Genomic DNA, 12,563 nt, shown 5'->3' with positions numbered 1-12,563 from the left:
CGGATGACTTTCACCCACCCCTCGAAACGTCCCTAACGGTTTAGTCGAAGTGCGTCACCAAGAGCGGAGCTTATTGCGGTCAGCGCGCATGGTTTCAGTTGCTTCTTCGCCGCCTCCACATGGATATTCGATGCTGGCCGGCACTGAATCCGGAAAACACGACAAAAGACGGCGCATATCCACCAAGCCGGTTTCCAGCCCGGACAAAACGATCCCTTCAGCTGCATAGCCAACATTTTTGATATGTATATAGGTTACCGCTTCGTTCATTGCATTCGCTGCAACGAAGGGATCGATGTCGATATACACGAAATTACCCGTGTCAAAAGTCAATCCGATGTCCAATGATGCTTTACGGGCTTCAGCAATAAACGCCATCAGGACATCAGGGCTGCCCTTCCCAATGGATTGATCATTTTCGACTGTCAAATGGACTGAAAAATTCGTTAACAATTCCCGTAATTTTTCAGCCAGCACGGATGTGAGTCCTTGGAATTCCCCTAAAGTCAGTTTCAGCTGGACTGCGTTCAAAAGAGCGGCCTCCTCAAAATAGCTGCCTAGTTGTGCATTCAGCGCGCCTGCTGTAAATAGTTCTGCTGGTACGGAATAGAACACCTTCAAGTTCAGGTCAGCGGCTTGCTGGGCTATTTCCTTCATTTCCGTTTTACCGGACAAAATGTATTCTCTTCTGACTTCCACAAAAGGGAAACCCATTTCCTTGATTTCCTTCAATATTTCTTTTTGTTCCACTTTATTGTCTGCAGCTTTTTGCATGTATGCTAAAGTGTTCAATCCGATTTCTCTGGGCATCCATCTGTCTCCTTCACTTTCCTATTAGCGGTCAAAGTCCGGCCTATCGAGTATTTCTTTGGCAATGACAGCTCGCATCAATGCTTTTTGATTGCTGGAACGTTTCTTCCTGTTCTGAATAGTGGATTTCTCCATTCTTTTAGCAGTTTTCAATTCTTTAGCATCTTCAGAAAAGACGGTGAAGTCATCAGCCAACCCCACGGTAGGATCCATATTATAGTCCGTAAACGCTTCTTCCCCATCGATTTCAGCTGCAGGTTTCGCACCATTGTGGTCGCTGCCTTTTTTTGACGGATTCGTCCGCAACAGCAACTCCCACAAATTTTCGCGGTTTACGAAAATCAGGATTTCCCTCCGCCAATTTCTGTGGGTCAAAATCCGGCTGACTTCCCGCAAATATTTTTCGGGCAAACGCTCCTGAAAAAAGCCATAGACCTGCTCAGGCTTCAATGTAGCCATTTTTTTGATCAGTTGCTTCGCATTCTCATTTCCGGCACCATCAAATGACTGGCGAACTGTCTGAGGCAAGACAGTTGCCTGGGAAGTTCCAGCTCGAAGTCTGGCATTCTCCGCCAAACGGTTTATCCGTTTAACTATCGATGTGAGCACAGAGAGAAAGAACACCAGGAAAAGAATCGGCAACAAGATCGGTAAAAGAAAGGTTAGGCTAGTCATTCCGGTTCGCTTCTATCTGCCGGAAACTCTGAAATGCTGCTCCTCATTTCAGTATCCGCTATGATATTTTTCATTTTATAATAATCCATCACGCCTATATTTCCGTTGCGCAGTGCTTCAGCCAACGCCAACGGCACCTCCGCCTCGGCTTCGACCACTTTCGCCCGCATCCTTTGCACCTCTGCGATCATTTCCTGTTCTTCTGCGACCGCAAAAGCGCGGCGCTCTTCTGCTTTGGCTTGCGCAACCCGCTTATCCGCCTCTGCTTGTTCCGCCTGCAATTTGGCGCCTACGTTACGGCCGACATCAACATCGGCGATATCAATGGACAGTATCTCAAAAGCGGTACCCGAATCAAGCCCTTTTTTCAGGATTGTTTGGGAAATGGAGTCCGGATTTTCCAAGACGGAAGTATGCATCTTGGCAGAGCCGACGGTTGTGACAATCCCCTCGCCGACACGGGCGATGATTGTTTCCTCGCCAGCACCACCGACCAAACGCTCAATGTTGGCACGTACCGTTACTTTCGCTTTGGCTTTTACTTCAATCCCGTTCATGGCAACACCCGCGATGATCGGTGTTTCGATGACTTTTGGATTGACGCTCATTTTCACTGCTTCTAACACATTACGACCAGCCAAATCGATGGCCGCCGCTTTTTCAAAACCTAAATCAATATCGGCACGTTGCGCCGCAATCAGCGCATCGATGACCATATTGACATCTCCACCAGCAAGATGATGCGCCTCCAATTCATTTATATCAATGACCAGCCCCGCTTTTGTCGCTTTAATCATCGGTTGTACGATCATGGAAGGAACCACTCGCCGCAAGCGCATCCCGACCAAATTTGAAATTTTGACTTTCACTCCCGAAAAGTAGGCTGTGATCCATAGACCGACCGGCACAAAGCGGAAAAACAAAGATAAAACCAGTACGACAAACAATGCAATAAAGATGAGTCCTATCAAGCCTTCTGTCATTCTTCATCCAACTCCTTAACTGTAATTTTGACCCCTTCAACCTGGATAACCCGAATCTGTTTTCCTTCAAATATGATCTTTCCGTCACTGACTACGTCGAGCACCACACCTCCGATTGCCACTTTTCCGGCTGGCCGCAGCGTCGTCGTGGCTGTTCCGATCATTCCCAAGAATTCGGAATAGTCTTTGCTGGACGAATACCCGCGCTCCCGGTTCAGAGACGTGTCCAGAATTAATTTACTGCGATCCGGCAAGAATTTATAACCTTTTTTCAAAAGCACTGACGTGGCCACACCGGAAATGATGATTGCCAAGCTTACGTCCAGTACACTTTCCAAAATGCGTTCATTGTTCAAAAACAGGCCGGCTACGACCATCAAGAAACCCGCGACTCCTACAAGACCGAAATCAGGTATGAACAATTCAACAACCAATAACATGATTCCAAACAGGAACAGTAGCAACGTCAGCCAGTTCCCACTACCAAAATACAGGAAATACAACAAAAAACTCAGGATCGCCGCAGCTCCGAAGAGATAATACTTCGAAGTGAACAGCATAAAAACCAGACACAAAAATCCGATGACCAAAAACAGCAATATGAACGCCTCCTTCTGCTTTGTTCCGAAAGAAACAACAAACGGTCGTACGCATAAAAATAAGAAAATTTATACTATCATTTTACCGCAAATACAGAAATAACAAAAGGAAATCCCTTTCAGGACTTCCTCTCTGTTTGTAGACATGTCAAATTATTGTTGAAATTCATCGAAATCGATGGTCTGGAATCCGACCTGATTCCCTACCAAAGTTACCGTCACAGACTGATTTTCATGAATTTCCCCTTTTATGATGGCCCGCGCCAAGGGATTTTCGATTTCGGCTGAAATGAATCTTCTGAGCGGCCGCGCGCCATAAATCGGATCGTAAGCATTTTCCGCTATCCAACTCGTCACCTCATCAGAAACAGAAAGCTGAATCTGTTTATCCACCAATCGGCTGGATAGCTCCTTAACCATTTTGACGATGATCTTTTTGACATCTTCTTTGCTTAAAGGCGTAAACAGAATGGTGTCATCGATTCTGTTCAAAAATTCCGGCTTGAACGAACTCTTCAATACTTTCATGACCTCATTCGCAACAGCATCCGGAATGGTGCCGTCGGGATGGACGCCTTCCAGCAAGAGCTGCGACCCGATGTTGCTGGTCATGATCAGGACGGTGTTTTTGAAATCAATCAGACGTCCCTTCGAATCGGTCAAACGTCCATCATCCAATACTTGGAGTAAAATATTGAAGACATCCGGGTGCGCCTTCTCGATTTCATCCAATAGAATGATCGTATAGGGGCTTCGGCGGACCGCTTCCGTCAATTGGCCGCCCTCTTCGTAGCCGACATAGCCAGGGGGTGCCCCGATGAGTCGAGAAACCGAAAATTTTTCCATGTATTCGCTCATATCGATCCGAACCATATGTTCATCGGAGTCGAACAAATTTTCCGCCAAGGCTTTGGCCAACTCCGTTTTCCCGACTCCTGTCGGTCCCAAGAAAAGGAAGGACCCAATCGGACGGTTCGGCGATTGGAGGCCAGCACGCGAACGCAAAACGGCATTCGTGACACTTTCTATTGCTTCTTCTTGGCCAATGACACGCTTGTGCAGCGTTTCCTCCAATTTCAGGAGTTTATCCCTTTCACCTTCAACCAGCTTCGTCACAGGGATGCCGGTCATCCGCCCCACCACTGTCGCGATTTCGTTCTCGGTGACCGATTCCTGGACTAGATTGCCTGCTTTATTCCTTCGGGTCGCATTTTCTTTTTCAAGAGCCGCCAATTCCTTTTCCATCTGAGGGATACTGCCGTGGCGCAAAACCGCCGCCCGTTCCAAATCATAATTGGCCTCGGCATCCTCCAATTGTCTGCGCGCGTCCTCCAGGTCCTCCCGTTTGGCACGCAGCTTTTCGACTTCTTCTTTTTCGTTACCCCATTTCATGCGCAACTCATTTGATTCTTCGCGCAGATCAGCCAACTCGACTTGCAGAGCCGCCAATCTTTTCTTGCTCTGATCATCGGATTCCTTTTTCAAGGCCGCCTCTTCTATCTCCAGTTGCATCAATTTGCGGCTCACCTGATCCAACTCGGTAGGCATCGAATTCATTTCCACTTTTATGTTCGCGCAAGCCTCATCGACAAGATCGATCGCTTTATCCGGCAGAAACCGGTCAGTGATGTAACGATCGGATAAGGTCGCAGCCGCAACAAGAGCGTTGTCATGGATGTTGACGCTGTGGTGGATCTCATACCGTTCCTTCAACCCCCTCAAGATGCTGATTGTATCAGAAACTGTCGGTTCTTTCACCAACACCTTTTGGAATCTTCGCTCCAAGGCCTTATCCTTCTCCAGATTTTGACGGTATTCATCCAAAGTGGTCGCTCCGATGCAGTGCAATTCGCCTCTGGCCAGCATAGGTTTCAGCAGATTGCCGGCATCCATACTTCCCTCGGTTTTTCCTGCCCCGACGATCGTATGGATCTCATCAATGAAAAGGATGATGCGGCCGTCGCTTTTCTTCACTTCCTTCAATACCGCTTTAAGGCGTTCCTCGAATTCCCCACGGTACTTAGCTCCCGCAATCAATGAGCCCATATCCAACGAAAAAATTGTTTTGTCTTTCAAATTATCCGGTACATCTTTTTTCACAATCCGTTGAGCCAAACCTTCCACAATGGCGGTCTTGCCTACGCCAGGTTCACCTATCAGGATCGGATTATTTTTTGTTTTCCGCGACAAAATGCGGATGACATCCCTAATTTCTTCGTCCCTGCCGATTACCGGATCTTGTTTTCCGCTACGCACCGCTTGCACGAGGTCTATGCCATACTTTTCCAATGCTTCATACTGATCTTCCTGATTCTGCGAAGTCACTCGGTCTCCCCCTCTCATATCCTTGATTTTTTCCGCGATGATTTTTTCCGTCAGGCCTAGATTAACCAAAAATTTGGTCAATGGATGATTTTTCAGTGTCATCAAGCTCAAAAGCACCGTATCAGTGGCGATGAAATCATCCTTCAACTCCGACCGCTTGCGGTCTGCTTCCAGAAAGAGATTGTACAGATTCTGGCTGAATGTTTGCCCGTACTGGACGGAAGTGCCCTCAATCACCACTGATTTATCCAGTTCCTTATCAACGGCTGATTCAAATGCATCGATTGCCACTCCTGAATCGATATAAAAATTGCGCGCAAAACTATCCGGCTGCAGAAATATTTTCCACAGATGGGCGACATCGATGGTCTGGTGCTTGCGCACCATGGCGATACGTTGCGCTTCTGCGATTGCCTGCTGCAGGGCTGTCGTCATTTTTTCCATTTCCATGCTAGGACCTCCTCAAAAAATCTATTGATATATCTTTCATAGGACAAGTATACGACCATGGTCAGAATTGGTCAAATGATAACCCGAAAAAAAGAACAACAAAGGTGATTTCCTTTGTTGCTCTTCTTATCATCGGATCCCTAACGCGATGCGTGCATATCGGGACATTCTGTCTGTCGTCCAGGCAGGATACCACACCAATTTCACTTGTGTTTCGGTTACTTCAGGAACGTCTTTCAAAGCACGATGAATTTCATCGGTGATGACATCCGCCAATGGGCAGCCCATCGTTGTGAGTGTCATCTTGATCAGGCAGAATCCATCCTGTTCCAGTTCCACTTCATAAATCAAACCTAAATTGACGATATCTATTCCTAATTCCGGATCTATCACTTGCTCAAGCGCCGCTAAGACGCGTTCTTTTATGCTTTCCAATTCTTCTTGCGAAAATTGGGGAGTTGTCTCTTCAGTCATTGCAATCACCTCTTACCTTTCTGGATTAATTAGATAATAACAGTTTGTGCATAGAAATTCAATGCGAATATACGTTACCTAAAAATACTGCCATTTCCTCAAAAATAGCGTAAGGAACCCGGTGTCCGGCACCTTCTGTCGACCGGAAACAAATGTTATCTGCATAGGCTTCTCCGCTGATGGAGTTGACGAACTGCTCCATCTGCTCGTACGGCACACTCTCGTCGGCGGTACCGTGCCAGATGTAAAACGGCGTGTCAACGAGCGATTCCGGATGTTCTTTGAGGCTCAGGTTTTCAAAAGGCGCCATCAACGCATTGACCTTCTCGTCATCGAGCGGAGGCAGACCTTCCGCCCAGCGGGACTGCAGGGCCCAATGGGACAACCCGATCGGATCCGGACTGCCCATCAAGCAGGCTGCCGAATGGATCCATGGATATTGCGTCAAAGCGATACAGGTCGTGATGCCTCCCATCGAAAGGCCCGTGACCGAAACAGTTTCTCTTTTTGCCAATCCCGCTTCAACATAGGCTTCCACAATGTCAGGAAGCTCTTTTATATTTTTCAGGACTACCGACCAGAATTCTGCTGCCGGTTCGCCAGCATAGGCTTCCTCTTTGCGTTCACCATGACGATAGGCATCGGGGATGATCACCCGCATGCCGTTGCTGGCTAATGCATATCCGGGCTCCAAACCTCTCTCCTTTTGGTTTGTGATGCCATGATAAAAGAACACGAGCGGAGTCGTTTCTTGTTTCTTGTCTTCTTCAACGATTTCCAGAATCGGTATATCATTTATGATTTTTCTTTCGATCAAAATCACATTTATCCCTCTTTTTCAGCTCTGATCGGCTGTTACAGGCAAAAATATTTTTCCAGGTAGATTGCCAAGCCGTCCTCATGATTCGTATGCGTGGTTACATCATCTGCAATGCGCTTTAATGCCCCAATACCATTTTGCATAACAACGCCATGTCCCGCAAAACGAATCATCTCCATATCGTTGTCTTCGTCACCGAAGGCAAGAATATCTTCCCGCTTGATACCGTAATTATTCGCGACCACTTCCACGCCAAGCGCTTTTTGGACACCAGCGGATACGATTTCGAGGCAAGGCATCGTACCGCCCCATGTACGGATTTCAATGGAATTCCCATAACGCGCCAAAATCCGGTCACGGATAGCATGCAAATTCCGTTCCTCGGAAAATACATTCATGGAAGTCGGATTTTCCGACAACTTGTCCTTAGAAGTGATCTGCGTCGCCAGCAAATTTTTCGGGAAATATTCGTTCGATGGCAACGTGGCGGTGGATGCGAAAAGCGTCTCCTTGCCTTCTACGCAGATAAAATCGATGCCCATCTCTTCACGCTGTTCGATGAGATCCATCGCGAAATCTTTATTGAGTGTTTTATGGTAGTAATTACGCCAATTACTGTCGGTTGGATTATGGCATAGGGCACCGTTGAAATTCACCAACGGGGTAGTCATCTTGAGTGTCTCATAAAATTCTTTGCTGTTTCTGTATGGACGACCAGTTGCGATCATGACCAGATGGTTATCTTTTTGCAACCGTGCCAACACATTTTTGGTCCGAACGCTCAGCAACGACTGATTGTTGAGCGTGGTACCGTCTAGATCTAAAGCGATTAATTTTTGTTTCATATTTCCTCCTGCAGTTTCCGCCTGACATTCGAGCCCTTACTTATTCGCTTCCCAGCGACGGAAATTTACTTTTTAATTCTGCCGTCATGACCTTTGCGATGTTCGATCCGATCACAAGCATTTCATATAGTGGTTTGACATCTGTTGTCGAGCGGCCCAAAAGCCGAAGGAAAATCTCTCCATCGCCCGCCAGGCAAAGTGTATAATAAAAAGTCTTGGTTTGGTTCAATTCATTGATCAGTTCCAAAAGCTTCACTTTATCAGCATAATTATTCAGATAAGCTAATTTTCTGTAGCTGATCTGAAAATCACTTTCTGCCTCATCTTTGGCGATGACTACACCGAACGGCAGAGAATGGTCCTTATCGAGATTGAATTTCCCTTGATACAAATACTGGCCATTTTGGATGGGATGACTTTTCAGTGGCATGCCTTTTTCTTGGAATTTTTGATCAAGCGCGGCTAATATCGTCAAAACTATCACTCTTTTCGTATATGGTGCTACAAGTATAGCACATTTCCCCCAAGAATTATGCTTATCGCACTATACAAAAAAGGTCCGGAACCGAAGTCCAGACCTTTCCATATGTCATGCGGGATATTAACGACGTTTTTCTCTGATACGAGCAGCTTTTCCGTGTAATGCGCGCAAGTAGTAAAGTTTTGCACGACGCACTTTACCGAAGCGAACAACTTCGATTTGAGCTACACGAGGAGTGTGCAATGGGAATGTACGTTCCACACCGACACCGTTGGAAATTTTACGTACTGTATACGTTTCGCTGATTCCGAATCCGCGACGTTTGATGACTACGCCTTCGAATAATTGGATACGTTCTCTTGTTCCTTCGACTACGCGAGCGTGGACGCGAACAGTGTCTCCAGGACGGAATGCAGGGATATCACTACGTAATTGTCCTTGTGTTATTGCTTCGATCAATGGTAATTGACTCATGTTTTTTTCTCCTTCCAACCGACATTCATACACAATCCTTCTGCACAGCGGAATATCGTATTATGGAGCAGTCTCTCTGCTCACCTGTAAAATTCTACCACAATATTTTTGACGTGTAAAGTATTTCTCGTTTACATTGTTTAAATTTCAAGGCGCACGATTGCGCTTAATTGTCAGCTTTTTCTTCGAGAAGAATTTCAGCCAACCAGGTTTGCTGTTTTTTCGACAAGGTGATCTTTTCCAGCATTTCCGGACGTCTCAGCCAAGTTTTGCGCAAAGATTCTTTTTCTTGCCAATCAGCGATTTTCTGGTGATTGCCGCTGAAAAGCACTTCAGGGACGACATCTCCCCGGAAATCGCGGGGTCTCGTATATTGGGGATGCTCAAGCAAACCGGTCGAGAAGGAATCGGTCTTGTTCGACTGTTCATTGCCCAATACCGCAGGCAAGAGGCGGACCGTCGCATCGATCATGACCATTGCGCCGAGTTCGCCACCCGTCAAAACATAATCCCCGATTGAAATTTCATCTGTCACATGCTGCTTGATGCGCTCATCGAAACCTTCGTAATGACCACAGATGAAGACTAGGTGCTCTTCCTCGGCGAACTCCTCCGCCAGATCCTGATTGAAGGTTTTTCCGGACGGATCCAAAAGGACAATTCTTTTTTTGGTTTCGGGCGAATGAACCTCGATGTCCGTCAACGCATCGACGATCGGTTGCGCGCGCAACAACATGCCTGCGCCGCCTCCGAAGGGATAATCATCGACGGAATTGTGTTTGTTTTCGGAATAATCGCGGAAGTTCGTGCAAGTGATCGAAACACGGCCACTCTCAATGGCCTTTCCGATAATCGACTCGGACATAGGGCCTTCAAACATCGCCGGAAACAACGTCAATACATCTATCTTCATCAGTCCATCATTCCTTCTAGCAGGTGGATGGTAACCTTGTTTTCCTCCAAAGATACCTTTTCCACTACCGATGCGATATACGGAACCAATAAATCTTTTTGGCCTGGTCTGGATACAACCCAAACATCATTAGCCCCTAACGGCAAAATTTCTTTTATTGTACCCAATTCTTCACCGGCATCACTTACGACGGATAATCCGATGATTTCATGATAATAAAACTCATGATCCGGCAGGTCCCCCAACTGCGCTTCCGAAACTTTCAGGGTTCCGCCTTTGAACGGCTCGACCTCTTCGATCCGGTTGTAGCCCTCGAATGTCAGCATATTGAAATTCTTGTGCACCCGGTGGCTGGCTACTTTCAGAGCAATCGGCTCACTGTTGTCGCGGAACAGGTAAAGCGTAGACCCTTTCTTGTAGCGTTCATCCGCAAAGTCAGTGCTGGAAATGACACGCACTTCACCCTTTAGGCCTTGGGTATTCACAACTTTTCCGACATCATAAAATTTTTCCATTTTTCACCTCTCCTTACATAAATCGTACTGTCAACATTTCTGTACATAATAAAATAGAAGGGATAAGTGCTACTACTGTATCATCATCCGCTTCTATCTATTCGCTATTAAGTTAGGCATCCACCAATCGGAAACGACCGAATCCGCAATTAGAGCAGATTATTCGGACCCTTCGATCACAAGGCGGACACGTTTTGTGCCTTTGGTTCTGACACTGTATACAATTGTACGGATCGCTCTGGCGACACGTCCCTGTTTGCCGATCACACGGCCGACATCCTCGGCATCAAGATGCAAATGATATTCCATGAACTCACTTGTCTCTTTGATTTCGATGGACATCTTATCATCGTGGACGATCAAAGGTTTGACAATTGTCAGGATTAAATCTGAAATTTCAGGCATTTAAACCACCCTTTTATTTAGCTAACTTAGAGTCGTGGAATTTTTTCATAATACCTTGTTGAGAAAGTAAGTTGCGAACTGTATCAGAAGGTTGTGCACCTTCAGCTAACCATTTCAAAACTAACTCTTCGTCAAATTTAACTTCAGCTGGTTCAACAACTGGATTGTATGTACCTACTTTTTCGATGAAACGTCCATCACGTGGAGAACGTGAATCAGCTACAACGACGCGGTAAAACGGGTTTCTTTTAGAACCCATACGTTTTAAACGAATTTTAACTGCCATTTATATAACACCTCCATATATCTATATCTCACATTTTTATATATTACCAGTTTTCCATTTGCTTGTAAAGTGTTTTCTCTTTACACTTGGAATTATTTTTTCTTTTTCTTCTTTTTGTTCATCCGTCTGGCCATTTGCTGCATGGCCAGCTTGCCCATTTTGCCTTTAGGGCCTTGTCCTAGGAGGCCTTCCATACCTGCAAAATTACCTTTGGACATCTTGTTCATCATGTCTCTGGATTCGTTGAATTGCTTGATCAGACGGTTTACTTCCGCCAATGATCTTGCAGAACCTTTCGCGATCCGTCTGCGTCTGCTCTGTGAAAGAATTTCAGGGTTTTCGCGTTCAGCGGGCGTCATCGAAAGTACAATTGCCTTCATATGGGCTACATCTTTCGGATCTATCTTCATTTGATCCAATCCGGGAACATTGCTCATGCCCGGAATCATCTTCAGTAGGTCCTCAAGCGGCCCCATGTTGGTGACCTGATCCATCTGCTCGATGAAGTCATTGAAATTGAAAGTGTTCTCGCGGATTTTTGCAGCCATTTCTGCTGCTTTCGTCTCATCAAAATCTTGTTGCGCGCGTTCGATCAATGTCATCAGATCGCCCATACCCAAAATTCTGGAAGACATGCGTTCAGGGTAGAATGGTTCAAAATCTTCCAGCTTTTCACCTTGACCCGTAAATTTGATTGGCTTTCCGGTTACCGATCGGATTGACAGCGCAGCCCCCCCGCGTGTATCTCCATCCAATTTAGTCAAAATGACACCGGTTATGCCGAGCTGTTCATTGAAAGATTTTGCTACGTTGACGGCATCTTGCCCCGTCATCGCATCCACGGTAAATAGGATCTCGGTAGGATTGACGGCAGCTTTGATGTTCTTCAACTCTGTCATCAATACTTCATCCACGTGCAATCGTCCCGCCGTATCGATGATGACCAGATCGCGGCCATCGAGTTTGGCTTGTTCAACGGCCTGCTTCGCAATATCGACCGGATTCGCTTCCGCTCCCAACGCATAAACCGGGAAATCCAATTGTTTGCCTAAAGTCTGCAATTGATTGATCGCTGCCGGGCGATAAACGTCGGCTGCTACCAGCATCGGGCGCTTATTTTCTTTTTTCTTCATGTAGTTGGCAAGCTTTCCGGCAGTTGTGGTTTTACCTGCACCCTGCAAGCCGACCATCATCACGACGGTTGGAGGTTTAGCAGAAAATTGGAACGGTTCCTGCTGCCCACCCATCAATTCCGTCAACTCTTCGTTGACGATTTTGATGACTTGTTGTGTCGGTGAAAGTGACTCGAGCACATCAGAGCCCAACGCTCGCTCATTCACTTTTTTGACGAAATCTTTTACTACTTTAAAATTCACGTCGGCTTCCAGTAAAGCCAGACGTACTTCACGCATCATTTCCTTAAGATCGGCTTCCGTAATCTTGCCTTTTTTGCCGATTTTGGTCATCGCGCCTTGGAGACGCTCAGACAATCCTTCAAATGCCATATT

General features: G+C 46.3%; 15 protein-coding genes. All 15 read right to left on the bottom strand.

The genetic code is table 11. From position 1 onward, the window contains the following. Positions 1–54: 54 nt before the first annotated feature. The gene (locus tag BMZ71_RS00480) at positions 55–810 is read right to left on the bottom strand and encodes a sugar phosphate isomerase/epimerase family protein (protein WP_086988431.1); all 756 of its coding nucleotides are present in this window, start codon (positions 808–810) and stop codon (positions 55–57) included. A 24-nt stretch (positions 811–834) separates the two neighbouring features. Next, entirely contained in the window at positions 835–1,485 is a 651-nt protein-coding gene (locus BMZ71_RS00475; RefSeq protein ID WP_086988430.1) for a hypothetical protein, read from the bottom strand. Next, entirely contained in the window at positions 1,482–2,468 is a 987-nt protein-coding gene (gene floA, locus BMZ71_RS00470) for a flotillin-like protein FloA (protein WP_086988429.1), read from the bottom strand. Before floA ends, BMZ71_RS00475 begins: the two co-directional genes overlap by 4 nt. Continuing rightward, the gene (locus BMZ71_RS00465) at positions 2,465–3,067 is read right to left on the bottom strand and encodes an NfeD family protein (protein ID WP_068560468.1); all 603 of its coding nucleotides are present in this window, start codon (positions 3,065–3,067) and stop codon (positions 2,465–2,467) included. Before BMZ71_RS00465 ends, floA begins: the two co-directional genes overlap by 4 nt. A gap of 153 nt (positions 3,068–3,220) precedes the next feature. Further along, entirely contained in the window at positions 3,221–5,842 is a 2,622-nt protein-coding gene (gene clpB, locus BMZ71_RS00460) for an ATP-dependent chaperone ClpB (protein ID WP_086988428.1), read from the bottom strand. A gap of 129 nt (positions 5,843–5,971) precedes the next feature. Beyond that, a complete protein-coding gene (locus BMZ71_RS00455; RefSeq protein WP_086988427.1) occupies positions 5,972–6,316 on the bottom strand; it encodes a metal-sulfur cluster assembly factor in 345 nt (114 codons plus the stop codon). A 58-nt stretch (positions 6,317–6,374) separates the two neighbouring features. After that, positions 6,375–7,139 carry a prolyl oligopeptidase family serine peptidase gene (locus BMZ71_RS00450; protein WP_086988426.1) on the bottom strand — a complete coding sequence of 255 codons (765 nt, stop codon included), beginning with the start codon at positions 7,137–7,139 and terminating at the stop codon, positions 6,375–6,377. Positions 7,140–7,171: 32 nt separating this feature from the next. Beyond that, a complete protein-coding gene (locus BMZ71_RS00445) occupies positions 7,172–7,981 on the bottom strand; it encodes a Cof-type HAD-IIB family hydrolase (protein WP_086988425.1) in 810 nt (269 codons plus the stop codon). 40 nt (positions 7,982–8,021) lie between these two features. Further along, complete coding sequence (locus BMZ71_RS00440; RefSeq protein ID WP_232309292.1) at positions 8,022–8,456, bottom strand: hypothetical protein; 435 nt, start codon at positions 8,454–8,456, stop codon at positions 8,022–8,024. Positions 8,457–8,582: 126 nt separating this feature from the next. Next, positions 8,583–8,936 (bottom strand): 50S ribosomal protein L19, encoded by a 354-nt coding sequence (gene rplS, locus BMZ71_RS00435; protein WP_068560452.1) that lies wholly within the window; start codon positions 8,934–8,936, stop codon positions 8,583–8,585. 166 nt (positions 8,937–9,102) lie between these two features. Next, a complete protein-coding gene (trmD, locus tag BMZ71_RS00430) occupies positions 9,103–9,849 on the bottom strand; it encodes a tRNA (guanosine(37)-N1)-methyltransferase TrmD (RefSeq protein ID WP_068560449.1) in 747 nt (248 codons plus the stop codon). Further along, positions 9,849–10,364: a ribosome maturation factor RimM gene (gene rimM, locus BMZ71_RS00425; protein ID WP_086988424.1), complete on the bottom strand. Its 516-nt coding sequence runs from the start codon at positions 10,362–10,364 to the stop codon at positions 9,849–9,851. Before rimM ends, trmD begins: the two co-directional genes overlap by 1 nt. A 159-nt stretch (positions 10,365–10,523) precedes the next feature. Then, on the bottom strand, positions 10,524–10,769 hold the full coding sequence (locus BMZ71_RS00420; RefSeq protein WP_086988423.1) for a KH domain-containing protein: 246 nt from the start codon (positions 10,767–10,769) through the stop codon (positions 10,524–10,526). Positions 10,770–10,782: 13 nt separating this feature from the next. After that, the gene (gene rpsP, locus BMZ71_RS00415; protein ID WP_068560440.1) at positions 10,783–11,055 is read right to left on the bottom strand and encodes a 30S ribosomal protein S16; all 273 of its coding nucleotides are present in this window, start codon (positions 11,053–11,055) and stop codon (positions 10,783–10,785) included. A gap of 92 nt (positions 11,056–11,147) precedes the next feature. Then, positions 11,148–12,560, bottom strand: coding sequence for a signal recognition particle protein (ffh, locus tag BMZ71_RS00410; RefSeq protein ID WP_068562140.1), 1,413 nt, complete (start codon positions 12,558–12,560; stop codon positions 11,148–11,150). Between the last annotated feature and the right edge of the window lie 3 nt (positions 12,561–12,563).

Source organism: Trichococcus flocculiformis (assembly GCF_900113645.1).
In the GTDB taxonomy this organism is placed as follows: Bacteria; Bacillota; Bacilli; order Lactobacillales; family Aerococcaceae; genus Trichococcus; species Trichococcus flocculiformis.
This window is presented reverse-complemented; position numbering and strand designations above follow the sequence as displayed.